18 protein-coding genes and 2 pseudogenes are annotated in these 25,030 nt (G+C 70.3%); 8 read left to right on the top strand and 12 right to left on the bottom strand.

Annotated features, from left to right (window positions below; genetic code table 11):
• Nucleotides 1–107 precede the first annotated feature (107 nt).
• Nucleotides 108–455: pseudogene (locus IF11_RS42130) on the top strand (Rossmann-fold NAD(P)-binding domain-containing protein); the annotation flags it as partial.
• A gap of 129 nt (nucleotides 456–584) precedes the next feature.
• On the opposite strand, the gene IF11_RS0118480 reads toward IF11_RS42130, so the two are convergent.
• A complete protein-coding gene (locus IF11_RS0118480) occupies nucleotides 585–1,595 on the bottom strand; it encodes a GlxA family transcriptional regulator (protein ID WP_051746035.1) in 1,011 nt (336 codons plus the stop codon).
• Between the two features lie 163 nt (nucleotides 1,596–1,758).
• On the opposite strand from IF11_RS0118480, the gene IF11_RS0118475 reads away from it, so the two are divergent.
• On the top strand, nucleotides 1,759–2,190 hold the full coding sequence (locus IF11_RS0118475) for a Rid family hydrolase (RefSeq protein ID WP_030352731.1): 432 nt from the start codon (nucleotides 1,759–1,761) through the stop codon (nucleotides 2,188–2,190).
• Nucleotides 2,191–2,269: 79 nt separating this feature from the next.
• Here the strand turns inward: IF11_RS0118475 and IF11_RS0118470 are convergent, their stop codons facing one another.
• The gene (locus IF11_RS0118470) at nucleotides 2,270–2,728 is read right to left on the bottom strand and encodes a DUF4259 domain-containing protein (protein WP_030352730.1); all 459 of its coding nucleotides are present in this window, start codon (nucleotides 2,726–2,728) and stop codon (nucleotides 2,270–2,272) included.
• Nucleotides 2,729–2,991: 263 nt separating this feature from the next.
• Here IF11_RS0118470 and IF11_RS0118465 point away from each other — a divergent pair, with 263 nt between their 5' ends.
• From IF11_RS0118465 to IF11_RS0118455, 3 genes are all read left to right on the top strand, one after another.
• Nucleotides 2,992–4,257: a sensor histidine kinase gene (locus IF11_RS0118465; RefSeq protein ID WP_030352729.1), complete on the top strand. Its 1,266-nt coding sequence runs from the start codon at nucleotides 2,992–2,994 to the stop codon at nucleotides 4,255–4,257.
• Nucleotides 4,242–4,892, top strand: a complete 651-nt coding sequence (locus tag IF11_RS0118460; protein ID WP_030352728.1) for a LuxR C-terminal-related transcriptional regulator — start codon at nucleotides 4,242–4,244, stop codon at nucleotides 4,890–4,892. The genes IF11_RS0118465 and IF11_RS0118460 overlap by 16 nt, the downstream gene beginning before the upstream one ends.
• A gap of 151 nt (nucleotides 4,893–5,043) precedes the next feature.
• Entirely contained in the window at nucleotides 5,044–6,624 is a 1,581-nt protein-coding gene (locus tag IF11_RS0118455; protein WP_030352727.1) for a DUF1996 domain-containing protein, read from the top strand.
• A 129-nt stretch (nucleotides 6,625–6,753) separates the two neighbouring features.
• Here the strand turns inward: IF11_RS0118455 and IF11_RS0118450 are convergent, their stop codons facing one another.
• Nucleotides 6,754–7,200, bottom strand: a complete 447-nt coding sequence (locus tag IF11_RS0118450; protein WP_030352726.1) for a hypothetical protein — start codon at nucleotides 7,198–7,200, stop codon at nucleotides 6,754–6,756.
• A 90-nt stretch (nucleotides 7,201–7,290) separates the two neighbouring features.
• On the opposite strand from IF11_RS0118450, the gene IF11_RS0118445 reads away from it, so the two are divergent.
• Entirely contained in the window at nucleotides 7,291–9,399 is a 2,109-nt protein-coding gene (locus IF11_RS0118445; protein ID WP_078490759.1) for a hypothetical protein, read from the top strand.
• Between the two features lie 41 nt (nucleotides 9,400–9,440).
• Here IF11_RS0118445 and IF11_RS0118440 read toward each other — a convergent pair whose 3' ends face one another.
• On the bottom strand, nucleotides 9,441–9,755 hold the full coding sequence (locus tag IF11_RS0118440) for a hypothetical protein (protein WP_030352724.1): 315 nt from the start codon (nucleotides 9,753–9,755) through the stop codon (nucleotides 9,441–9,443).
• Between the two features lie 51 nt (nucleotides 9,756–9,806).
• Here IF11_RS0118440 and IF11_RS0118435 point away from each other — a divergent pair, with 51 nt between their 5' ends.
• Entirely contained in the window at nucleotides 9,807–10,523 is a 717-nt protein-coding gene (locus tag IF11_RS0118435) for a TetR/AcrR family transcriptional regulator (protein WP_030352723.1), read from the top strand.
• A gap of 37 nt (nucleotides 10,524–10,560) precedes the next feature.
• On the opposite strand, the gene IF11_RS0118430 is transcribed toward IF11_RS0118435, so the two are convergent.
• Nucleotides 10,561–11,139: a protein kinase gene (locus tag IF11_RS0118430; protein WP_240627690.1), complete on the bottom strand. Its 579-nt coding sequence runs from the start codon at nucleotides 11,137–11,139 to the stop codon at nucleotides 10,561–10,563.
• Nucleotides 11,140–11,584: 445 nt separating this feature from the next.
• Here IF11_RS0118430 and IF11_RS0118425 point away from each other — a divergent pair, with 445 nt between their 5' ends.
• Nucleotides 11,585–12,115, top strand: coding sequence for a hypothetical protein (locus IF11_RS0118425; protein ID WP_030352721.1), 531 nt, complete (start codon nucleotides 11,585–11,587; stop codon nucleotides 12,113–12,115).
• Between the two features lie 326 nt (nucleotides 12,116–12,441).
• Here the strand turns inward: IF11_RS0118425 and IF11_RS0118420 are convergent, their stop codons facing one another.
• From IF11_RS0118420 to IF11_RS0118390, 7 genes and pseudogenes are all read right to left on the bottom strand, one after another.
• Entirely contained in the window at nucleotides 12,442–13,125 is a 684-nt protein-coding gene (locus IF11_RS0118420; RefSeq protein ID WP_030352720.1) for a DUF4230 domain-containing protein, read from the bottom strand.
• A 63-nt stretch (nucleotides 13,126–13,188) separates the two neighbouring features.
• Entirely contained in the window at nucleotides 13,189–18,576 is a 5,388-nt protein-coding gene (gene pulA / locus IF11_RS0118415; protein ID WP_030352719.1) for a pullulanase-type alpha-1,6-glucosidase, read from the bottom strand.
• Between the two features lie 187 nt (nucleotides 18,577–18,763).
• Nucleotides 18,764–20,143 (bottom strand): annotated as a pseudogene (locus IF11_RS0118410) (alpha-amylase); the annotation flags it as partial.
• A gap of 96 nt (nucleotides 20,144–20,239) precedes the next feature.
• On the bottom strand, nucleotides 20,240–21,373 hold the full coding sequence (locus IF11_RS0118405; protein ID WP_037728003.1) for a LacI family DNA-binding transcriptional regulator: 1,134 nt from the start codon (nucleotides 21,371–21,373) through the stop codon (nucleotides 20,240–20,242).
• Nucleotides 21,358–23,034, bottom strand: a complete 1,677-nt coding sequence (locus tag IF11_RS0118400; protein WP_030352716.1) for a glycoside hydrolase family 13 protein — start codon at nucleotides 23,032–23,034, stop codon at nucleotides 21,358–21,360. The genes IF11_RS0118405 and IF11_RS0118400 overlap by 16 nt, the downstream gene beginning before the upstream one ends.
• Before the next feature lie 98 nt (nucleotides 23,035–23,132).
• Nucleotides 23,133–24,002, bottom strand: coding sequence for a sugar ABC transporter permease (locus IF11_RS0118395; RefSeq protein WP_030352715.1), 870 nt, complete (start codon nucleotides 24,000–24,002; stop codon nucleotides 23,133–23,135).
• Nucleotides 23,996–25,024 carry a carbohydrate ABC transporter permease gene (locus IF11_RS0118390; protein WP_030352714.1) on the bottom strand — a complete coding sequence of 343 codons (1,029 nt, stop codon included), beginning with the start codon at nucleotides 25,022–25,024 and terminating at the stop codon, nucleotides 23,996–23,998. The genes IF11_RS0118395 and IF11_RS0118390 overlap by 7 nt, the downstream gene beginning before the upstream one ends.
• Between the last annotated feature and the right edge of the window lie 6 nt (nucleotides 25,025–25,030).

Here is a 25,030-nt window from a genome sequence, read left to right as displayed (position 1 = left end):
CGAATTCGGCCCGGCCGTCGCGGACGTGCCCTCCACCAGCGGGCCGTCCTCCGGGAGCCCGGCCGGGGCGGGGTTCGCGTACACCGAGCGGCTGGAGATGTACCGCGTACCCGCAGGACAAGCGCGGCGGCGAGCTGGCCGCCGAGGCGGTCTTCGGCGACCGGGCGCTGCTGGTGCGTGCCGGGCTGATCCTCGGGCCCGGGGAGAACATCGGCCGGCTGCCGTGGTGGCTGGGGCGGATCGCCCGGGGCGGCCCCGTACTGGCGCCGGGGCCGCGCGACAACCCCTTGCAGTACATCGACGCGCGTGACCTCGCCGAATGGACGCTGTACGCCGTACGGGACGGGCTGGGCGGCCCGTACAACCTGGTGAGCCCGGCCGGGCACACCAGCATGGGTGAACTGCTCGACGCCTGCGTACGGGTCACCGGGTCCGGCGCCGAACTGCGCTGGACTGGCAATCCGCCTTCGGCTTCAACCAGGAGCCCGAGCACGACAGCATCGTGTTCTTCCGGGTCACCGCCTGGCATGAGGTACGGCCGGTCAACTGCCCCAGCAAGCAGCACGCGGACAGCCGCTTCGCCATCAACGGCTGGCTGTGCGGCCCTGACCCCGCGAACCGGGGGCATGGCGTGAGCCGGTGAGACTCGTCGTCGGTCCATGGAGTTTCCGGTAGGCGGTCGGCGTCACTCCCACCTCTCTTCGGAAGATCGTCCGGAAATTCGCGGCCGTGCCGAAACCCGTCGCTCCGGCGATCCTCTCGACAGACCAGTCGGAGGCCTCAAGGAGCCGGCGCGCACCGAGAATCCTCTGCAGCGCGACCCACTGCATGGGAGGCATTCCTGTCTCACGCGCGAAACGGCGAATGAAGGTTCGCCGCGAAAGCAGACTGTGGTCCGCCATCCGCTGCACGGTGATCGACGACCCCATGTTCTCGATCACCCACTCCCGCGTCGCACGCAGACTGTCGCGAGGAGGGGTGAGCACGTCCATGTGCTGTGGCTCGTTCGCACCACGGACAGAAGAGAAGACGACATCCTTCGCCACGCCGTCCGCGACAGTGGTCCCGAAATCCGTCTGGACGACATGGAGACATGCGTCAATCCCCGCGCCCCCGCCCGCGGCTGTAAGAATTGCCCCGTCCTCGACGAACAGTCGATTCTCGACGACGTCGACTCCGGGATACATCACCCGAAGCTGCTCCGTATGGCGCCAATGTGTCGTCGCCGCCTTTCCGTTCAGTATTCCGCCGGCCGCGAGCGCGAATACACCTGTGCAGATGGCGACGACACGGGCACCCCGCTCGACGGCGATCCGCAGCGCCTTCAGATAATCCTCCGGTACGGGGAGATGCGGATCTGCGTAGCCCGGAACCACGACAATATCGGCGTCCTCCACATCGGAGAGCGAGTGCGTCGGCCTGATGTCCGCTGCCACATCGACGTGCGACGATTCGTCGCTCGAATCGGCGGCCGGGTCGAGATCGTGATTCCCGCACACAAAGACTCGATAACCCGGATGCTGACCAAACACATGCGCCGGAATGCTGACGTCCAGCGCGTATACGCGCGGCACCGCGAGTATCGCGACAACCATCTCGCCATCTCTGGATCGCAATGACGCTCCCTTGTCTCCCGTGGTGCCCGGTTCTGGCACGATCCTTGCTGCAAGTGGCACAACCACCTCTGGTTCCCCCCGACCTGGCTCCCCTATCGTCTGAGCGGTCTTGACGGAACGCACTTTGGACGATCGGAACACCATGAGCAACGCACATCAGGTCGAAAGCTTCGGAGTCCCCTGGGAAGAAAGTTACGGATACGTCCAAGCGGTCAAGCGCGGCGATACCATCTACCTCTCCGGCCAGGTGGCACACAACGGGACGGAACTCGTTGCCCCCGCTCCGGTCAATGATGCCGGACTGGTCACCGATTTCGCCAACACGGGCGAGCAGCTGCGCCAGTGCTATGCCAACGCGGCGGAGTTGCTCCAGCGTTTCGGCGCATCGCTGGACGATGTCGTCGAGGAAGTCATCTACGCCGTCGATGTCGATGCGGCCGACGCCGCGGCCGGGCCGGTGCGCAAGGAAGCCTACGGCCGGCCGGACCCTCAGGTGGCGAGCACCATGATCGGCACCCCTCGGCTCGCCTTCCGCGAGCTTCTGGTCGAGGTCAAGTTCATCGCCCGAGTCTGACGGGCTGCCCGGCCGGCAGTGGTACGGCAGTTGGCCCGGGGCGAGTCGACCCGGCTCGCTGACTCCGTGAGTTTCCGGATCAGTCACTGCCCCCCGGACCCGTTATCGCCGCCGTCAGCGCCGCGCGCAGCTCGGCCATTCCGTGGTGCCACGCGCCGTTCTCGCCGTCCGCCTTGACCCAGCGGTCGCGCACCTCGGACCCCGCCAGGCTCACCCGGTCCAGGGCCAGAAGCGCGAGCTCCCTCAGCTCCTCGGGAAGCCGGGGCAGCGGCTCCTCCGGGCCGTACACCGACTCCACGGGCGGTCCGCCGGGGCACTGCGCGGCGACCAGCGCCGCCGCGGCCACGGCGGCCGCCCCCACCTCACCGTCCAGCGGGCCTCCGGTGGCGTCCCCGCCGTCCCCGCCGTCCCCGCCGACCGCGCGCAGCAGCGCCGCCCGTACGATCTCCGTCCGCCGCTCGACGGTCACTTCGTCCAGGTCGGCGGAGAAGTCCACCGCGGCGTCGTTGTCGAAGTGGCCGGTGTCCCACGTACCCATGGTCTGCCCCCTGGTCGTTCCACATCCCGTTCATCCCGCTGCGACGATCGTGCCAGGCACCACTGACAATGCCCGACGCCCGACGCCCGACGCCGGATACCGGATGCCCATCGCACCGTCCCGGGGTGTATCCAGCACCACCCCGGTCCGGGGGCCGACCGGCTGCCGCCGCCGGACCGTGCCGGTCAGACTGATGCCAGGTCCGGGGGTCGGACCGCCGGGGGGCCGTCGGGCCGTCCGGCCGCGAAGGGGAGACGAACGCCATGGACAGCAGTACGAAGAGGCCGGGCCCGCTGGTGTCCGCCGGGCGGGGGCTGATGCTGTCCGTCGTCTCGCTCGCCGGGTCGATCACGCTTTTCGTGCTGTCGGTGCTCTCCCTCGTCTTCATCGTGCTGGGCTTCGGGGTCTTCACCACGCCCGCGGTACTGACGATGGTCAGGGCGCATGCCAATCAGCGCCGGCTGCTGGCCGCGCGGTGGTCGGGCGTACGGATCCCGGTCCCGTACCGCCCCTTCCCGGCGGACGCCCGCACCGGCGTCACCGGCCGGGTGGAGCGCTGCTCCCTGATGCTGAAGGACCCGGCGACCTGGCGTGATCTCCAGTGGCTGCTGGTCGACATGACGGCGGGCTTCATCACCGCCCTCCTGTCGTGCGCCCTGCTCCTCTACGCGGTGGAGGGGTTCGTACTCGCCGCGGGCCTGTGGCGGGTGTTCACCGACGACCGGTACTGGTACGCGTTCGTCCCCGTCGACAGCCAGGCGACCGGTCTCGCCGCGGCGGGCCTCGGCGCGGTCCTGTTCGGACTCGGGGTGCGCTACAACGCGGATCTGCTGCGCGGCCATTTCCTGCTGGCCAAGGCGCTGCTCGCGCCCGGCACCGACCAGGAGATGGCGCTGCGGATCGAGCGGCTCACCGAGTCCCGGCACGACGCCGTGGACACGTCGGCCGCCGAACTGCGCCGTATCGAGCGCGATCTGCACGACGGGGCGCAGGCCAGGCTGGTCGCCGTGGGCATGGATCTGGGCACCGTCGAGGCGCTCATCGAGAAGGACCCGGCCAAGGCCAAGGCACTGATCGGCAAGGCCCGGCAGTCCTCCGCCGAGGCGCTCACCGAGCTGCGCGATCTCGTACGGGGCATCCATCCGCCCGTACTGGCCGAGCGCGGTCTCGGGGACGCCGTCAAGGCGCTGGCGCTGCGGCTCCCCGTGGAGATCGAGGTGCAGGTGGAGCTGACGGGCCGCGCGCCCGCCCCGGTCGAGTCGGCCGCGTACTTCGCGGTGAGCGAGGCGCTGACCAATGTGGTCAAGCACGCGGGCGCCGACCGCGCGTGGATCGATGTCTCACACACCGGAGGGATGCTGCGGATCGCCGTCACGGACAACGGCGGCGGGGGCGCGGTGATCGGCACCGGCTCGGGGCTGAGCGGGCTCGAACGCCGGCTCGGTACATTCGACGGCGTCCTGGCCGTCAGCAGTCCAGCGGGCGGTCCCACCATGGTCACCATGGAGATCCCTTGCGAGTTGTCCTAGCCGAAGATCTCTTCCTGCTGCGCGACGGTCTGGTCCGGATGCTGGAGGCGTACGACTTCGAGATCCTGGCGGCGGTGGAGAGCGGGCCCGAACTGACCAGGGCCCTGGCGGAGCTGGAGCCGGATGTCGCCGTGGTCGACGTCCGGCTTCCGCCGTCCCACACGGACGAGGGCCTGCAGTGCGCGCTCGCGGCGCGCCGCGCCCGGCCCGGTCTGCCGGTCCTCGTACTGTCCCAGCACGTCGAGCAGTTGTACGCGCGCGAGCTGCTGGCGGACGGCAACGGCGGCATCGGCTATCTGCTGAAGGACCGGGTCTTCGACGCGGACCAGTTCATCGACGCGGTACGCCGGGTCGCGGCGGGCGGTACGGCGATGGATCCCCAGGTGATCTCGCAGCTGCTCTCCCGGCGGGCGCGGGACAAACCGATCGGCGGGCTGACCCCGCGCGAGCGCGAGGTGATGGAGCTGGTGGCGCAGGGCCGCTCGAACGCCGCCATCGCCGCCCAACTCGTCGTCACGGAACGGGCGGTGGCCAAGCACACCTCGAACATCTTCGCCAAGCTGGATCTGCCGGTGTCGGACGACGACAACCGCCGGGTCCTGGCGGTTCTCGCCTATCTGGACCACGGCAGGTGATTGGCGGGCATCCGCCCGGTTTGACGCTGGAGGTTTCTATGAATTCCCCCGGCGGCTGAACACCCCTCAGCCGAGGTCCGTATGGAACGGAGCGCTTCGCTTCTCCCCTGCCGCGCTTTCCCGTAACCGGCGACGAAGCTTGAGGAGTTCCATGCCACGCACATCGAGAAAACGCTCCACACTGGCAAACCGGGCGATTGTCGCCTCGGCTGCCTTGCTCCTGGGCGGGGGTGGGCTGGTAGCGGTCAATGTCTACGCATCCGCGGGTGAGGGCGACTCCAACCGGTCCGCCCCCCGGAGCCAGAATGCGGGACAGTCGGTGTCGACCATCGACTGCCCGGATGTGGCCACCCAGGATCAGTTGGCGAACGTGCCGGACGCGGCGCGTCCCGAGGTCGACCGGAATCTTGCCCTCATCGACAGCCAGATCACCGAGGCGTACAAACGGTTCGCCGATGAGAAGGCCCAGATCGAGCGGGATCCGCAATTCGCCGACAATGCCATTCTCAATCCGCTGAAGGACAAGCGGGCGGCCACTCTTGAGCGGATCGCCCTCTCGATCGGGAGGGTGGCGGAGCGGCCACAGGGGCTGGAGGGTCTCGCGCCCTGCACCCTGCGGGCCGGCAACTCCCCCGCTGAGGGCGGCCAGGGCCAGAACGGTGGTCAGAACGGCGGCCAGGGTGACGGCCAGAACGGCGGCCAGGACCCAGGGCAGAACGGTGGTCAGGGCGATGGCCAGAACGGCGGTCAGGACCCGGGCCAGGACGGCGGCCAGGGCGACGGGCAGAACGGTGGTCAGGACGGCGGTCAGGACGGCGGCGGTCAGAACGGTGGCGGCCAGGCCGGCAACGGCCCCGAGGCCTCCGACTTCGTCGACATCACCACCGTCCAGCCCAATGTCAAAAAGGCCAGGACCGCCCGCGGCGGCTCCAAGGGCACCTTCACCACCGACTGCGGTGTCAACGAGGCCGGAAAGTTCAATTCGGACAATGTCATCGTCGCCCCGGGTGTGAGCAATGGCGCTCACCATATGCACGACTATGTCGGCAACCAGGCCAATGACGCGTTCGCGACCGACGACTCTCTCGCGGCCGCGCAGACCAGCTGCCGTAATCAGGGCGACAAGTCCACGTATTACTGGCCGGTGCTGCGCCTCCAGAACGGCCAGGACGAAGCCGACGCCAATGTGGACGGCGGCGGCAAGGAAGGCAATGTCGGTGAGATCCAGACGCCGTCCCAGGTGACGCTGACCTTCGCGGGCAGCGCGAAGTCCAAGGTCACCGCCATGCCGCGGTTCCTGCGGATCATCACCGGTGACGCCAAGGCATTCACCAATGGCGACGCCAATGCCAATGCCTCATGGAGCTGCACCGGATTCGAGGACCGCCAGCTCAAGGACAAATACCCGATCTGCCCCGAGGGCAGCCAGGTGGTCCGGAGCTTCAAGTTCCAGAGCTGCTGGGACGGCCAGAACGCCGACAGTGCCAACCACCGCACGCATGTGGCGTTCGCCGATCAGAACGGCCGCTGCCAGAACGGCTTCAAGGCGATCCCGCAGCTCCAGCAGCGCGTGGTGTACGACGTACCGCCGGGGCCCGGCTTCGCCCTGGACTCCTTCCCGGAGCAGCTGCACAAGCCCATCACCGACCACGGCGACTTCATCAACGTCTTCGACGACAACCTGATGAAGAAGGTCGTGAACTGCATCAACGGCGGACGCAAGTGCACATGAGGCCGGCCGCCTGAGGCACCGGCCCGTCGCGCGCCGAACCGGCCCGGGGGCCCCGGCCTCGTCCCCGGCCGGGGCCCCCGCCCCTCACGTTCCGAACCCGTCCCGTCCCCCCATATCCGCGCTGCGCGGTCAGCCCGTGTGGTGACCGGAGTGCCCCTCGTCTCCCCCACCGCCACCACTTCCCCCCGAGTGGTGCGACGAGCCGGCCTCCACGGTCCCGCCGAGCCGGCCGCGCAGCGCCGTCACCACCTTGTCGTCACCGACCGCGACCCACTTCCTGCCGACGAGATACGAACCGCCGTAGTCCTTGGCCTCGTTGATCCACTCGCGCAGACCGCGGTCGGTGGCGAAGGTGACCAGCACGTACTTCCCGTCGTCCGTCGTGCAGTTGCCCTGCCGCAACTCGTCGGCGTCGGTCTGGATGTTCGGCTCGCACTCCGCCTTCGAGGCGATCTGTTCAAGGCTCCCCGTCGCCGTTTCCGGTGTCGTGGGAGCCTTTTCGTCATTGCCGGCGCAGCCCGCCGTCAACGTCAGGGCCAGGGCCGCGAGCACCACCAGGGATCGTTCTGTACGCATACGGCCATCGTCCCCCGACACCCGGTCGCCGCGCGGCGGAACGGCCGGATTCCGGGGTGACCATCGGACCAATCGCTCGTTCAGTTCAACGTGCCCCCACACAGCGCCGACACCGCCTCGACCGCCACATCCACAGCCGTTCCCGCGGATACGTCCGTATCCGACGCGGCTCCCCCCGCCGCCCGAGATGCCCTCGGTGCCCTCGGTGTCGAACAGGCCGAGGCGGCGCTCGTCGAGCACTACACCCGGCTCGTACGCCTCGCGTATCTCGTGCTGCCGCCGTCGCTCGGCCGCAACCGGCGCGTACTGACCGCGCACGCGCTCGTGCAGCGCTCGCTGCCGCGCGGGCGTACGGCGGCGGTGGCCGAGCGGTCCGCGATCCCCGCGCAGAGCGGCACCGAGGGAGCCGGAGGCCGGACCGCGACCGGTGCGGGGCGGAACCCGGGGTACGCGTACGTACGTGAGCGCGTGCTGCGCCAGGCGCTGGACGCCGGGCGGCCGTTGCGCCGGCTCGCCCGGCCCAGGCGCGCCCAACTGCCGCCGCTGCTGCCGCACGTATGGGGGCTGCGGCTGTTCCCGCGCTCGGGCGGCGCCGACGAACTCGCCCTGGACCAGCGGCTCTCCGGCCTCTCGGGACCGGCACGCGCGGCGTTCGCGCTGCGCGGTCTGGAGCTGCTGACCGACGAGGAGGTACGCCGGCTGCTCCACGCGGCCGGGGCCGAGGACACGGAGACCGCGCTCTCCGAGGCGGCCGACGCCGCGGATCAGCGGATCGGCACGGCGGACCCCGTCGAGCTGCTGCGCTCACCCGAGTTCGACCCCTGCTCGCTCCAGGCCAGGCCCACCGATCTGATGCGCCGCCGCCAGTACGGCAGGGCCGCGCTCGCCGCCGGCGCGGCCCTGCTGGTGTGCGGGACGCTCCTCGGCCTGCCGGGCGGCGGCTGGGGCCCGGACGACGACGCGGATCCCGCGTACGGCCACAACGCCGCGGTCGCGTCGGCCCTCGACCCGGTCAGGGTGCGGCGGATCGCGCCCGCCGCGTGGCGGACCTCCGCCCGTACGGACTTCTCCGTCTGGCCCGCGCGCGGGCCGCTGGCCGAGGACCGCGCGCTGCTGGGCCGGGCGCTGAGGGCCTGGGCCGCGCCCGGCGCCTCCGTACAGATCTCGGCGACGCCCGCCACCCCCTCGGGCCCGCCGATGGGGTCGCCGCAGCTGCTGTACGCGGGGACGGTGGACGCGGCGCGGGTGGTGCTCTTCCATGACGGACTGCGGGTCGTGCGGTACGCGGAGCCCGCGGCCGGCGGCGGCGACGGAGTGGCCGCCCTCGACTTCGCGCGGGTCGACGGCGCGAACGCCGCCGCCGCGGGGGCGCTGGTCGTGGGCCGCTCGGACGGCAATGTGCGCTATCTGACCGCGCCATGGGTGCGCGGTACGGCGGTACGCGATCTGCTCGACCCGGCGGGGCCCGCGCGGCCCCTGCGGCGCGACGCGGACGGGGTGACCGATCCGCTGGCCAGCCCTGCGATGGCCCGCGACTGCCGCTCCTGGGACACGCTTTCCGTGCGGGACGGCAGCGACGGCGGCGCGAGCCCCGGCGACGGCGACGGCACGAACCTCGGAAGCGACGGCGCCACGGACCGGCTGCTCACCGACCTCGGCGAACTGACCCCCGCCCGGCTCACGTCGGGGCCGCCGTCGGCCCCCGGGGACGTATCGGCCCCGGCCGACCGTGCCGCCTGGGCCAGGACCGCCTGTCTGCTGCCCGCGATGCGCTCCCACGGCGTACGGTCCGTGAACTCCTGGCCGTACGCGCGCCAGCCGCTGCCCGAGTCCCATGGCACCGCGACCTGGCTCTGCACCCGCGCGGAGACCTGGCGGGGCCCGGGGAGCCGCGTACTGGCGCAGTTCCAGGCGCCGTCGGAGACCACGGCGCCCGGGGCCGTCGCGGCGCGCGCGGAGCACTCACCGGCCTGCGGGGCACGGGAGTCACGGGTGCTGGCGGGCGTGCTGTGGAAGTCGCGGGGCGGGAAGTGGTACGTGCTGGCCGCCGGAAGCGGGACGTTGGGTTCGGTCGAGGTGTCGGGCGGGGTGCGGGGCAAGGCGCCCGGGAATCTGCTGGCGGTACGGGCGGAGGAGGGCGCGCAGGCGGAGCTGTACGGCAGGACCCCGGACGGGACGCGGGTGGACGCGCTGCGCTGACGGCCCCCGGACGTGGTCCCGTAGCGCCCGCGCCCCCAACCTCAGGGCAGCAGCAGCCAGTCCGCTCCCAGCGCCGCCACCAGCCCCGCGCCCAGCAGCCATGTGCCCAGCCGCGTACGGCCGTGGCGGCTCAGTTCGATCACCACACCGCACAGGATCATCGCGAGCCCGTACACCCCGACCACCAGGACCGAGGTCCGTTCCGCGAGCCGTACGGCCAGCAGCGCGGCGAGACCGACCAGCAGCACCGACGCCAACGCGATCCGCACCGCGCGCGCCTGACGAGGCGTCAGACCGCCGTCGTAGGGCTCCGGTGCCGACGTGTCCATGGCCTCGTCCTGGTCAGATGCGCTCATGGTCCGGAGCGTAACGGACACCCGCCGGGGACCGCCCGTTAGGCTGTTCGTATGACGACCGGGGTGCGCCGCAGGATGGGCGTGGAAGAGCGGAAGCAGCAGCTGATCGGGGTGGCGCTGGAGCTGTTCAGCCGCCGCTCCCCCGAGGATGTCTCGATCGACGAGATCGCCGCCGCCGCCGGTATCTCCCGTCCGCTCGTCTACCACTACTTCCCCGGCAAGCAGAACCTGTACGAGGCCGCCGTGCGCCGCGCCGCCGACGATCTGGCGACCCGCTTCCTGGAGCCGCGCGAAGGGCCCCTCGGGGCGCGGCTGCTCCGGGTGATGGGGCGCTTCTTCGACTTCGTCGACGAGCACGGCGCCGGTTTCTTCGCGCTGATGCGCAGCGGCCCCGCCGTGGGTTCCTCGACGGCCAACGCGATGATCGACGAGGTGCGGCAGGCCGCGTACGAACAGATCCTGGCCCATCTCGGGGTCGGGGACCCGCCCGCGCGGCTGGAGCTGCTCGTACGGTCCTGGGTGTCGCTGGCCGAGACGACGGCGCTGATCTGGCTGGACGGGCGCCGCGTCCCGCGCGGCGAGCTGGAGTTGCAGCTGGTGCACGACTTCGCCGCGCTGGCCGCCGTGAGCGCCGCGTACGACGAGGAGATGGCGGCGATCCTGCTGGGGATCGTCGCCGACGAGCCGGCCGACGGCGCGTTCGGCGATCTGCTCGGCCGGCTCACGATGCTGAGTACGGGACTCCCCGCCCAGCGGGCTCAGGCGTAGACCACGAGGCCGGATGGCCGGCGACTTCTCGCGTGGCTCAGGGGGCTGCTCGAACGGCCACGCCGCGGTGAGAGGCCCATGACTGGGCCGCCTCAACCATGGCCCTGAGCCACGACGCATCGGGCTTGCGCTCAGCGAAGGCACGATGCATACGCGACATGGCGGCGGCGAACGCATCGATCGCTTTCGGGTCCGCGTCCATCCAGGCCGCACAACCGGACGCCCAGGACTCGGCGCTCTCGGCATCGTGTCCCGCCGAGATCAGTTGCACAACCAGGCAGGCGGGGTCGATGAACGCCGCGCCGCAAGTGGGCCACGACCAGTCGACCGCCCACGTGCCCCGATCTCCGATGAGGAGGTTGCTCGGGTTGATATCGGTGTAGAGCACTGCTTCGCCCTGGAAGTGAGGGGCGTCGCCCTCATCCGCGGCGAAGCGGTTCCAGCGAGTCTCCGGCCAGTCGCGGGCTATCTCGGGTAGATCCAGTTCCCCGATCCGGTTGAGGATGTCAACGATCGCGGGGAGATCCGGTGAGTCCGGAGCGAAGTCGGAACCCAGTCCGTCGACCCAATCGAAGCCGAACGCGTGCCACGTGTCATCTTCCGCGTGCCATCGCACCGGAGAAGGCTCCAGAACTTCGCCCCCGGGTCGTTGCGATTCATGACACCTTCAGTTCCTCGGGGTGCACTCACTGCCCGGGAAGCCGGGGATCAGCTCACCCTCGGCGCGGTGCTGGCACGGCTGGAGGAGCGGGAAGGCGAATTCCAGGGGGCAAGGGCGGATCGGAGGGGGACGTCCAGGAGGACTCTGCGGGCAAGTGTCGCAGCGGTGGCCGACCGGACCTACTCCCTGGCCGCCGACACGGCCGAGGGCGTACGCCATGTGAAACAGGGCCACACGCCTGCGGCAAGGCCGTGGTCACGTGGCGTGAGCACGCCGAACTGGCCTTCCCTGCCAGGTAGTCGAAGAGTCAAGGCGTTCCCGTCATGTCGCACATATGATCGGCAACCTGCGATGCGAAGATCAACCGACCTGAAAAGCAGGTCTGTTCAAGGGAGCTGCCGTGCGTCTTCGTCCCCTCGTTCTCATCCTGCCCACGCTGCTGTGCCTCGCGGCAGCCGTGTCGTGCGGCGACTCGGGCTCATCCAGCGACGACTCGGGTCCCATCGGCGCGAGACAACTGCACGGAACGAATCTGTGCACGCTCCTGTCCGAGGACACCATGGCCAAGCTGCTGGGTGTGAAGAAGCTGGAGAGCGATTCGGCGGCGGGCGCGAGTGACGACTGCGAGTGGACGGCGCCGGTCGACGGATCCGCCGACGGCAAGCTCCAGATGAGCAGCTACTACGTGATGGAAGTGGGCGAGCAGACGACTGTCGGTGGTCTACGCGCGCGCCGCGCCGTACAGTCCACGGCCTGCGAGATCTCCGTCGACACGACGGGAGCGACCGACCCGGCAGGCGAGTCCGGGAAGGCCGCCCCCGCCCTCCGCGTCTGGTTCCTGGGCCCGGCGGACGGTTTCGACGACGCGAAGAACTGCAAGGCGGCCAGCCGTCTCGCCGAGGCCGCGATGCGGGCGCTGCCGGAGGGGTGAGCCGTGTCGCAGCGGGGGCGGAGGTCTCTGCGAGGGACCTGTCCGTCATCAGGTGGTCAGCCGAGGATCACACGATCGTCTCGGTATCAGAGGGGGCAGGATCGCAGTGCGTACGGCCGACGCCACACGCTCAGGCGACGGCAGAACTGCCACTCCCGCCGCGAGCGGTACCCGCCCGGAGCCCGCTTCGTACCCTTCTCACCCACCAGCAACCGATACAGCCACAGCCCGAAACCCCGCCACCATCCCCACCCCCGCCCCGCACCGTCATCGGCAACCCCATCGAACAGGACAACGAACCACCGCACAGAAAGCCGTCCTCCTCCTCAGGCGTAGACCACCGTCACCTCCGTGAAGCCGAGGGAACGCAGCAGGCCCTGGAGCATGCCGGTGGTGTTCTTCTCGGCGCGCGCGGTGAGTTCGCTGTCCTTGGCCGCGTCCCCGATATGGCGGGCGGCGAGCTTGTTCACGGCGTGCTCGTCGGCCGGGTTGTCGGAGAAGAGGTCCCCGAGCCGGTCGAGCAGCCCCCGTTCCTTGGACACGGCGTACGAGCGCTCCGGGTCCATCGCGGGCTCGCCGAGCCGCGCGTGGGGCAGCCGGATCGTGGCGGCGGTGCGCTCCTCGTTGACCTGGACGTTCTTCTCGCCGAGGCCGCTGAAGTCGACATAGGAGGAGACGGTGCCGGCGCCCACATAGAGGGTGCGGGTGCCGCGGATCGCGTCGGGCAGATACTTGGCGTCCTTCTCCAGGTCGACGACGACCTGGAAGTTGCCGGAGGCCGCCTCGTACCGGTCCAGGTCCTGGATGGATTCGAGCAGGGTCGGTCCCGTGCGGTCGTTGGTCTCCTCACCGAAGAGATCACCGAACCCGGGCAGCAGATCGAGCCGACTGCCGGCGAACAGCAGCGCGGCCACGACGACGAGTGCGAGCGGCACCCGTACGCGGCTGCCCCACCGGGACAGCCGCGTACGGCTCCGGGCCTTCTCCGGATGCGCGTCGGTGGACGTCATACCTAACGAGTTGCCCGTACGGCCGGGTTCACACGCCCACGACGCCGAAACCGCTCATACCGCTCACGCCCCCTGCGCCGCGAAGACCGCCACCGTCCGCGCGGGCACGGTGAACGTCCCCGAACCCGGCTCGTAACGGGACTCCTTGACCGTACGGTCCGCTCCCCGGGCCTGGATCCGGTGCAGCGCGTACGGCCGTCCGGCGAGCTCCGCCACCCGCTGGTCCCGCGCCGTCGGGGTCGCGTTGAAGACCACGACCAGATCACCGAGCCGCATGGTGATGACGCCCGGCGTCTCACCGGGTCCGGACAGCGGGAAGGTCAGCGCGGACCGGACCGCGTCCGTGGAGGCGAGGCTGAACTCCGGCTCCGTGGCCCGGATCCGCAGCAGATCCTGGTACGCGGCCGAGGCGCCGTTGATCTGCGCGCAGCCGGGCGTCAGCGCCGAAGCCGTCAACAAGGGCTTGGCATAAGGCCACTTGTCCTCGTTGTCGGCGGCCGCCGGCAGTCCCCGGCCGAAGCCGTTGCCGTCGCGGCAGTCCCAGTGGATCGCGTTGAACCAGTCGCCGCTGTCGTACGAATTGCGGTCCAGCGACTTGGAGCGCAGCAGGTCCGTGCCCGCCTGGGAGAGGGCCGGGCCCTGGGAGAGCGTGGCGGTCGCCATCGCGAGGACCTGCGCCCTCGCCCGGTCGGCGGCCGGTACCGACGGCGGCAGCTTGAAGGCGAGTGTGTCGTAGAGGGATTCGTTGTCATGGGCGTCCGCGTAGGCCAGCGCGTCGCCGGGGACGGCCGCGTAGCCGGCCGGTGCGCCGTTGTAGTCGACCTCGGAGCCGCGCACCGTACGGCCGGAGGTGTCGGTGAACGTGTAGTCCGCGAGATTGCCGGTCAGCCCCACCTTGATCAGGTCCTGGTAGTGCAGCAGCCGGGCCTTCTGCTCGGCGGGCGTGCCGTTGGCGGCGGAGGAGTTGGGGTCGGTGTAGAGACCGGAGGCGAAGCCCTGGACGCCCGGGTCCTCGTCGAAGGGGCCGCCGCCGCGCACCGCGTCACGGGCCCGGTCGGAGAAGGTCGCGATTCCGGTCCCGGCCATGTTCTTCTGGGTGGCCTGGACGAAGCGGGCGTCGTCGGCGATCTCGCCGAAGTTCCATCCCTCGCCGTAGAGGATGATCTTCTTGCCGTCGACTCCGTCCTTCGCCACGGTCAGCGCGTCCAGCGCCTTCCGTACGGCCAGGATATTGGCCTTCGGGTGGTGGCCCATCAGATCGAAGCGGAAGCCGTCGACCTTGTACTCCCGGGCCCAGGTGACGACCGAGTCCACGACGAGCTTGCCCATCATGGCGTTCTCGGGCGCGGTGTTGGCGCAGCAGGTGGAGGTGGCGACGGAGCCGTCCGCCAGCAGCCGCTGGTAGTAGCCGGGCACGATCTTGTCGAGGACGGACTTGTCGGCCTGTCCGCTCGCGACGGTGTGGTTGTAGACGACGTCCATGACCGTGCGCAGCCCGGTGCCGTTCAGCGACTGCACCATCCGCCGGAACTCGACCGTACGACGGGTCCCCTCCGGGTCCGAGGCGTACGAGCCCTCGGGCACGGTGTAGTGCAGCGGGTCGTAGCCCCAGTTGTACGCGTCCTTCGCGGCCGTCTGTGCCACGCACGCCTGCTGTTCGGCCGAGTCGGGCGCGTACACCTTCACGTCACAGCCAGGGGTGGCCTGTTCGGAGGCGCGCTCCGGGATCGTGCCGATGTCGAAGGCGGGCAGGAGATGGACGTACGACGTGCCGGAATCCGCCAGGCGCGCCAGATGCTTCATTCCGTCGGACTCGCGGTCCGTGAAGGCCAGATACCGGCCCGGGTGGTCCGAGGTGCGGTCCGCGACCGAGAAGTCGCGGATGTGCAGCTCCTGGATCTGCGCGTCGCGCAGCGGGACGGCGGCGGGCTTCTTGAGCGCGGACCAGCCCTGGGGGGCCAGCTTCGGATCGGCCAGGTCCACCACGAGGCTGCGGGCCGAGTCCGTGGTGAGCGCGGTCGAGTAGGGATCGGTCACCTTGTTGGTGACGACCTTCTGGACGCTCGGCGCCCAGACCGTCACGGCGTACCGGTACGGTCTGCCCGTCCAGCTCCGTTCGCCGGTCACCGACCAGACGCCGGAGGCAGCGTCGCGCTTCATCGGGACCGTACGGCCGTCGAGTTCGAGGGCGACCCGCTGCGCGGTCGGTGCCCAGAGGGAGAGGACGGGACGGCCCCGGGTGAAGACCGGCCCGAGCGACGCCTTGACCGCCCGGTCGCTGTAGAGGTCGTCGAGGATGCCCTGCGTCTGGACGCCGGTGGCCGCGAGCAGCGCGCCGTTGGCGGCCCGCTGGGTGGCGATCAACTGCCCGGAGAGCGACGCGCGGACCCTGTCCCGGTCGCGTACGTCCACGGTGAAGGCCGGATAGTCCTTGAGATGCGGGTACGCGGCCTTCTGCGCGTCGGTGAGGGCGGACGGCGAGAGCCGCAGCCACTGCCCCTCGTCGGAGAGCGCGCCGTCCTCGACGGTGATGCCGCCGTCGCGCGCGTACACCAGCTGCTGGCTGGTCGCAGCGGTCGCCTTCACCTTCCAGACGACGGTGTTGGTGTCGATCCACTGGGCCTCGGCCTTCGTGAGATCGAGGCTCGGGGACGAACCGGACTGCGGCAGCAGGTACTTCGGCTGACCGGCGAGCAGCCACACCTCGTTCCCGTAGGTCGCCAGGTCCAGGGACTGATCGGTGGGGAGGTCCTTCTCGTCGCCCTTGTGGAGGATGTAGCTGAGCGAGGTGGCACCGGCGGCGAGCGGGACCTCGAAGGTCACGCCGTACGCGTCCTCCCGTACGGGCTGGAGCGGCTTCGACCAGTCGGTGGGCGAGGCCGCGCCCGTCCAGGTGTGCAGCCCCCAGCCGGCGTAGTCGCCGTCCGCGCGCCGGTAGTGGACGGTCGCCTTCGTGGTGTCCTGCGGCGGATAGGCGCCGTCGGGCGCCCGCTCGGACTGGCCGTCCCCGCCCTGGGTGATCCAGACCTCGCCGGTACGCGCGAGATCGACGGTGCGCTGCGGGCCGTCGTCCGGGGCGCCGGACTTCTCCACGGTGTACGGGAGACCGGCCGCGCCCTCGGGGACCTTGATCCAGGCGAAGGCGCCGTAGGCGTCCCGGCCGGTGAACGCGGCGGTCGTGGAGCCGGACGTCAACTGCCGGCCCTCGTAGTCGCCGTCGGGCCGCTGGTAGTGGACGACGGCGTAGTCGCGCTCGACGGCGGCCGGCTTCTCGGGCGCGGGCGTCTGTCCCGCCGTTGAGGCGGCGGTCGCGCTCACGGTGCGGCCCGCGCTGTCGACGGCAACGGCCTTGTAGCGCAGGGGCGTTCCGGCGGCCGTGTCCACGTGGTCGGTGACCCGGTACGGCGCGTGGTCCGCGGTGCCGAGGGTCCGCCACGCGCCGTTGCCGGTCTGGGCGGCGAAGACGACCCGGTTGAGCTGTCCGCCGGTGACCTCCGCGGCCAGTTCGACGGTGCCGGTGGCGCCGGGCGCGGGGGCCTTGAGGGTGATCGCGGGCTTGCTGGCGGGGGCGGCCAGGGGCTTCGCCGCCTTCAGCACCAGCGAGGAGAGCGCGGGGACGGTCACCTTGACCGTGCCGCCGGCCCCGGCGCGTACCGTACCGGCCTCCGAGCCCGAACCGCTGTACAGCGTACGGAAGTCGGTGCCCGTGGCCGAGCCGACCGGGATCTCGACGGTCCTGGCGTCGGCGGCGTTGTTCACGGCGACGACGTACTCGGTGCGCGCCTTCGCGTCCGTACGGGAGTCGGTACGGGAGTAGGCGTAGACGGAATCCTTCGCGTACCGCTCGGTCTGGACTCCGTCCCGCAGCGCCGGGTGGGCCTTGGTGAGCTTCGAGAGCGCGGCGATCGACCGGTACAGCGGGTGTGCCGGGTCGTAGGCGTCCGAGGCGTGGGTACGGTCCGTGCCCAGCTGGTCGTCGTCCAGATAGTCGGCGGTCTTCGAGGCGAAGAGGGTCTGGCGGGCGTCCTTGTCGCCTCCCGCGCCCGTGAAGCCCTGCTCGTCGCCGTAGTAGATCACCGGATTGCCCCGGGACAGGAACATCAGCTCGTTGGCGAGCCGGGCGCGCGCGACCAGCTCGGCGTCGCCGGCCCCCGGGTTGTCCTGGGCGAGGAAGGTGCCGATCCGGCCCATGTCGTGGTTGCCGAGGAAGGTCACCTGCTCATAGGCGTTGGCCTTGTCGGTGGTGTAGCGGTAGTCGTCGGCGAAGACCTTCGCGAGCCGCTCGGCCGGCGCGCCCTGCGAGGCGTAGGCGCGCGCCGCGTCCTGGAAGGGGAAGTCGAGCGTGGCGTCCAGCCGCCCCCGGGTCACATACGGCGAGGTGACGGCGGTGTCCGACGAGTAGACCTCGCCGAACATGAAGAAGTCGTCCCGGCCGCGCTTCGCCGCGTACGCGTCGAGCGCCGTGGCCCACTGCGTCCAGAAGTCCATGTCGACGTGTTTGACGGTGTCGATACGGAAGCCGTCGATGTCGAAGTCGCGTACCCACTTCTCGTAGATCTTCTCCATCCCTGAGACGACCTCGGGACGCTCGGTCCACAGATCGTCCAGCCCGGAGAAGTCGCCGTACTCACTGCTCTCGCCCGCGAAGGTCGAGTCGCCGCGGTTGTGGTACATCATCGGGTCGTTGAGCCAGGCGGGGACCTTCGTCTCGCCCGTACGCACGACGGGGGTGTACGGGAAGGAGTCCGCGTCGGTCTTCGCGAAGTCCGTACGCGCGCCGTCGCCGCGGTCGTCGAAGGGGCGGCCGTCCTTGTCGAGATACGGATAGGCGCCCTTGGGCCGGTAGCCGTACTGCTTCTCCGCGTAGTCGACGGTGTCGGCGGTGTGGTTGGTGATGACGTCGAAGAAGACCTTCATGCCCTTGTCATGGGCCTCGGCGATCAGCTTCGTCAGCTCGGCGTTGGTGCCGAAGTGCGGGTCGACCCGCGTGAAGTCCGTGATCCAGTAGCCGTGGTAGCCGGCCGAGGCGTCCTTCCCCTCCCCCTGCACCGGCTTGTTCTTGAAGATCGGCGCGAGCCAGATCGCGGTGGTGCCGAGCCCCTTGATGTAGTCGAGCCTGTCGGTGAGGCCCTTGAGGTCGCCGCCCTGGTAGAAGCCCTTGTCGGTGGGGTCGTATCCGGTGGCGGTCCGCGAACCGGTCAGTCCGCCGCGGTCGTTGGTCCTGTCACCGTTGGCGAACCGGTCGGGCAGGACGAAGTAGAACTGCTCACGGGTCAGATCGTGGCGGGCGGGCTCGGCGGCGAGCCGGGCGTCCGACGGCGGGGCGGGCGGCGCGGACACGGCGGGCAGCTCGGCCGCCGACGCGACGGCGGGCAGGGCGGGCACGAGCGCCGCGCACAGGGCGGCGGCGAGGACGGCGGTCGCCGCTCTTCGCAGGGGCGGGCGTTTCACGCGGGATCTCCTCGGATGTGCGGGATCAGGGGATCAGGGAGAGGTCGGGGATACGGCGAAGGGGCCGTCCGGCGACGGGGAGGCGGTCGCCGGACGGCCGTTTTTCCGGTGCGTCAGCAGCTGTGTCAGCGGCTCAGCGCGGGCAGCCGCTCAGCGCGGACCGGTTGTCGGCGCGGACCGGCGGTCAGCAGTTGCGGGCGCCGGTGTGCAGCGCGACCGCCGTGTTCGAGCCGAGCGTCGCCGTGAACTGTCCGGAGCCGTTCACCGTCACCGTCCTGCCGTTCTGCACATCGCAGTACGTACCGCCCGGCAGCGACGTCTGGAACGTACGGGTGAGCGAGGAGCCCTCGTGATTGATGGCCACATAGCCCGCCGAGCCCCGGCCGAAGGCGATCTGGTCGCCGCCGTTGTCCCACCAGTTGGTGACGGCCTGGCCGCGCGTGGTGTTGCGGAAGGCGACCATCGACGAGATCTCGCGCCAGGCGTGCTGGCACTTCCAGCCGTCGCTGTAGCAGGCGTTGACCGTGCCGCCGTTGGGCGGACCGGCGTCCTTGTCGCTCCACTCGTACCCGGAGTGCACATCGGGCGAGCCGTACGGCCAGGCCAGCATGAAGACATTGGCGAGCGTGTAGTTCGCGCCGTCCTTGTAGCTGAGGGTGTCGCCGCCGCGCTCGGTGTCGTGGTTGTCGACGAAGACGGCGGACTTGCCCGACTCCATGTAGCCCCAGCCCTCGCCGTAGTTCTTCAGATAGGCGAGGTTCTCGTTGTTGAAGACCCGCTTGAGATCGCGGGCGTACCGGAACTCCTGGACGTCGCCGGCGCCGAGGTACTCGCTCGGCGAGACGGCCTCGCCCGCGCCGTAGATGGCCTCCTGCTTCCAGTACACGCCCGGATTGCTCAGCCTGCTCTTGATGTTGGCGAGATCACCGGCCGGCATGTGCTTGGCGGCGTCGATCCGGAAGCCGTCGACGCCGAGCGAGAGCAGGTCGTTGAGATACGCCGCGATCCGGCCGCGTACGTACTCCTCGCCGGTGTCCAGATCGGCGAGCCCGACCAGTTCGCAGTTCTGTACGTTGGCGCGGTCGCCGTAGTTGCTGATCTGCGACCGGCAGTCGTCCATGTCGGCGCCCGAATAGATGCCGGGGTAGTTGTACTTGGTGTACGAGGAGCCGCCGGTGCCGGTGCCGTCTCCGGCCGCCATGTGGTTGATGACGGAGTCGGCGACGACCTTGACGCCCGCCGCGTGGCAGGTGTTCACCATGTTCGAGAAGGCGGCGCGGTCACCGAGCCGTCCGGCGATCTTGTAGCTGACGGGCTGGTACGAGGTCCACCACTGGCCGCCCTGGATGTGCTCCTGGGGCGGTGAGACCTGTACATAGCCGTAGCCGGCCGGGCCGAGGGTGCTGGTGCACGCCTTGGCTATGGAGTCGAAGCGCCACTCGAACAGTACGGCGGTGACGTCCTTGCCACCGGGCGGCGCCGCCTGGGCGGTCCCGGCGGGGACCGTGAGCGCGGCTGCGGCGCCCGCCACGAGGGCGAGCGCGGCGGCCAGAGTTCTGCGAGCCATTCGGTTCCTCCAACAACGCTGGTGGGGGGAGGTGCGGCTGACGGTGGTGCGGGTGGTGCGGCTCTGTTCCCTGGTGGTGGTACGGAGAGGGTCGGTTCAGTGGCGCCGGGGTACGCGCGCTCCCGCGGTGGAGCCGCGTACCACCAGCTCGGGCTGGAAGACGTACTCGGTGCGCTGCATGGGGCTGCCCGCCATCTCCTCCAGCAGCGCGGCGACGGCCGCCGCGGCCATCGCCCGTACCGGCTGTCTGACGGTGGTCAGCGGAGGGTCGGTGAAAGCGATCAGCTGCGAGTCGTCGTACCCCACGACCGAGATGTCGTGCGGCACTCCGAGCCCGCGCTCCCTGGCCGCCCGCACCACACCGAGCGCCATCAGATCGCTGGCGCAGACGATGCCGGTGCAGCCGAGTCCCAGCAGCGCGTCCGCCGCGACCTGCCCGCCCTCGACGCCGAACAGCGTGGAGCACACCAGCTCCTCGGCCTCGCCCCAGGCCAGCCCCAGCAGCCCGACGGACGCGTCGAGGAAGCCCTCGCGCTTGCGCCGGGACGGCACGTACCGCTGCGGTCCGGTCGCGAGCCCGATCCTGCGGTGTCCCAGCTCGGCGAGGTGGCCGACGGCCATCCGTACGGCCGCGTGGTCGTCCGCCGAGACGAAGGGCGCGCTGACGCGCTCGTTGTAGCCATTGATCAGTACGTACGGCACACCGCGCGCGGCGAGCGCGGCGTAGCGCGCCGGGTCGGCCGAGGTGTCGGCGTGCAGCCCGGAGAGGAAGACGATGCCGCCGACGCCCCGCTCCACGAGCTGTTCGACCAGCTCGTCCTCGGTGGCACCGCCGGGCAGCTGGGTGCAGAGCACCGGGGTGTGGCCGTGCCCGGCCAGGACCTGTTCGACGGCCTGGGCGAAGGCCGGGAAGACCGGGTTGGTGAGTTCGGGGGTCACCAGCCCGATCAGCCCGGCGCCGCGCTGCTTCGGGCCGCGCGCGGAGCGCTCCTGACGTACGTCCCGTAACTCCCGCACATCGCGCTCGCCCCGCTCGTGCCCGAGAGTGTCGAGCGCCGCGAGCACCCGCTGACGCGTCGTGTCCGCGACGCCCGGCCTGCCGTTCAGGACCCGGCTGACGGTCGCCTCGCTCACCGACGCCCGGCCCGCTATGTCGGCGAGCCTCGGCGTACCAGCGGGGAAACGTCCGTCGCCGCCCGGCGGCAGGGGGTCGTTCACACCGTCCACCACACCGTCGTGTCGGCGGGCAGTTCAGCCTCGGCGCCGTCCACGGCCACCGGGCCGCTGGCCACCAGCACCCGGCCGTGCGCGGGGATCCGTACCGCCGTGCCGGTCGTGTTGACCGTGCAGACGAAGCCGGGCCTGGCGAAGGCCAGCACGCCCTCGGGCGCGTCCAGCCACTCCACCGCGTCGCCCGCGCCCAGCCCCGGGTGCTCCTTGCGCGCGGCCAGCGCCGCCCGGTACAGCTCCAGGGTGGAGCCGGGGTCGCCGGTCTGCGCCTCGACGCTGAGCGCGCCCCAGCCCTCCGGCTGCGGCAGCCAGCTGCCCCCGCCGCCGAAGCCGTACGAACTGCCCTCGCGCGTCCAGGGGATGGGCACGCGGCAGCCGTCGCGGAAGCCGTCCTGGCCGTCCGCGCGGAAGTACGACGGGTCCTGCCGGGCCTCGTCGGGCAGGTCGGTGACATCGGGCAGGCCGAGCTCCTCGCCCTGGTACACATACGCGGAGCCGGGCAGGGCCAGCATCAGCAGCGTCGCCGCGCGCGCCCGGCGCAGTCCGAGCGTACGGTCGCCGGCCTCGCGGGTCTGGGTGCCGCCGCCGGGCGGGCTCGCGAAGCGGGTGGCGTGCCGGGTGACATCGTGGTTGGAGAGCACCCAGGTGGCGGGGGCGCCGACGGGGCGCATCGCGGCGAGCGAGGCATCGATGACCTCGCGCAGCTCGGAACCCACCCATGAGGTGCCCAGATACTGGAAGTTGAACGCCTGGTGCAGCTCGTCGGGGCGTACGTAGTTCGCGGTGCGCTCGACGGTCGGCGTCCATGCCTCGGCGACGGCGATCCGGTCGCCGGGGTACTCGTCGAGGATCCTGCGCCACTGCCGGTAGATCTCGTGCACACCGTCCTGGTCGAAGAACGGCATGGCGTCATTACCGAGCAGCCTGAGCTGGCCGGCGCCGCCGATGTCGGGCAGGCCCGGCGCCTTCACCAGACCGTGGGCGACATCGACGCGGAAGCCGTCGACGCCCATGTCCAGCCAGAAGCGCAGGATCGAGCGGAACTCGTCGGCGACGGCCGGGTGGTCCCAGTTGAAGTCGGGCTGCTCGGGGGCGAAGAGATGCAGATACCAGTCGCCGGGGGTGCCGTCCGGGTCGGTGGTCCTGGTCCAGGCGGGGCCGCCGAAGATGGACTCCCAGTCGTTGGGCGGGAGTTCGCCGTCCGCGCCCTTTCCGGGACGGAAGTGGTAGCGCTCGCGCAGCGCGGACCCGGGGCCCTCGCGCAGGGCGCGCTTGAACCACTCGTGCGCGTCGGAGGAGTGGTTGGGGACGAGATCGACGATGACGCGCAGATTCAGCTCGTGGGCGTCACGGATCAGCGCGTCGGCGTCCAGCAGGGTGCCGAACATCGGGTCGATGGCCCGGTAGTCGGCGACGTCGTAGCCCGCGTCGGCCTGTGGGGAGGCGTAGAAGGGGCTGAGCCAGACGGCGTCGACGCCCAGGTCCCTGAGGTACGGCAGTCGGCGGCGTACCCCGTCGAGATCGCCCATTCCGTCGCCGTTGCCGTCGGCGAAACTGCGTGGATAGACCTGGTAGATCACCGCGTCCTGCCACCAGCCGTGGCGGTGGCCCGGGGCGTCGTCGGACGTGCCGGTCAGAGGGGCAGCGAGGTGCTGGGTCATGTCGTCCCTGTGGTGTCTGGGGGTGGGGAGCGGCGCGCGGCCGGGTGGGTCCTGCGCGCCGCCGTCGTCGTACGGATTCGGTGGTAAGGGCAAGGCCGCTAGCCCTTGACGGCACCGGCTGACATGCCGGTGACGAGATGGCGCTGCGCGAAGAGGAAGACCAGCGCGGCGGGGACGGCGATGAGGACGGACGCGGCGGTCATCGGGCCCCACTGGGCGCCGTACTGGTTGACGAACTTCTGGAGGCCGCCCGCGAGCGTGAGGTTCTCGTCGCCGACCATGAAGGCGGAGGCGTAGGCGACTTCGCCCCAGGCGGTGATGAACGAGTAGAACGCGGTCACCGCGAGCCCCGGCTTGGCGAGCGGCAGGATCAGCCGGTAGAAGGTGCCGAACGGGGTCAGCCCGTCCACCATGCCGGACTCGTCGATCTCCCGGGGGATGGTGTCGAAGAAGCCCTTCATCATCCAGGCGCAGAACGGTACGGCGATGGTGAGATACGTGATCACCAGCCCGGCCGACCGATTGAGCAGCCCGAGGCCCGCCATGATGTTGTAGATCGGCACGATCAGGACGGCGACCGGGAACATCTGGGTGACCAGCAGCGTCCACATCAGTCCGCGTTTGCCGGGGAAGCGGAAGCGGCTGACGGCGTAGCCGGTGGTGGCGGCGACGAACACCCCGAGCAGGGTGGTGAGTCCCGCGATGAGCAGGGAGTTGCCGAACCAGGTGAGGAACGGGGTGTCCCGCAGCAGGTTGGTGTAGTTCTCGAACGTCGTCTCTTTGAAGAAGTCCGTGGTCGTGGCGTAGCTCGCGGGCTTGAGCGAGGTCAGGAAGACCCACAGCACCGGGAAGACGGCGATCACGGACGCGACGACGAGGGTCGCGTGCAGCGCGACCGAGGCCAGCGGCGAACGGCGGCCGCGGCGCGGGACGTTGGCGGTCTGTTCAGGGGCGGCGGTGGTCACCACGTATCTCCCTGCTTACGGAGGACGCGCCGGTAGACGGCGGCGAAGAGCATCAGGAGGACGAGGATCAGGACGCCCCAGGTGGAGGACTGCGCGTAGTCGCGGGGGCTGATCTCGAAGGAGAACTTGTACGCCTGGGTGACCAGGATCTGGGTGGCCTCTCCTGGTCCGCCGCGGGTCAGCAGGAAGATCACCGGGAACATGTTGAACGTCCAGATGGTGGAGAGCAGGATCACGGTCGTACTGACCGAGCGCAGTCCCGGCAGAGTGATGTTGCGGAAGCGCTGCCAGGCGTTGGCGCCGTCCATCTCGGCGGCCTCGTACATCTCCCCCGGGATGGACTGGAGTCCGCCGAGGAGCGCGACCATCATGAAGGGCACGCCGAGCCAGATGTTCACGGCGATGACCGAGAATTTCGCCATGGTCGGGTCGTTGAGCCAGGGCACGGCGTCGATACCGCCGCCCGCGAGCAGCTTGTTGAGGAAGCCGCGGTCCTCGTTGTAGAGGAAGCGCCAGGCGAAGACGGAGACGAAGCCGGGGACGGCCCAGGGCAGGATCAGCAGCATCCGGTAGAAGGAGCGGCCGGCGATCTTGCGGTTGAGGATATTGGCGAGGCCGAGACCGAGCGCGAAGGTGACGCTGACGCAGGAGACCGTCCACACCAGGGTCCAGCCGAGGGTGCCCAGGAACTGATCGCCCGTCAGCGCGTCGGCGTAGTTGTCGAGGCCGACGAACTCGTAGGTGGCGGGCAGGTGGTTGACGCCGATGCTGCGCTCGACATTGCGCTCGTTGGCGTTCGTGAGCGACAGATAGATGCCGCGGACCAGCGGATATCCGATGATCACGCCGATCACGGCCACCACCGGGGCGACCATGGCCCAGGCGTACCAGTGGGTCGAGACACCGCGCCGGAGTCTCGTCGACACCCGGAGCCCGCCGGGTGCCTTGCCAGTGCCGCGGCCGCGGCCGCGGGCGAGGTCATCGCCCGCGGCCGACGCCACCGACTGGCTGGTGTGGACAGCCATCAGCCG

The organism is Streptomyces scopuliridis RB72 (assembly GCF_000718095.1).
GTDB lineage: Bacteria > Actinomycetota > Actinomycetes > Streptomycetales > Streptomycetaceae > Streptomyces > Streptomyces scopuliridis.
The sequence above is the reverse complement of the archived record's forward strand: the minus strand, read 5'-3'. Positions and strand labels throughout refer to the sequence as shown.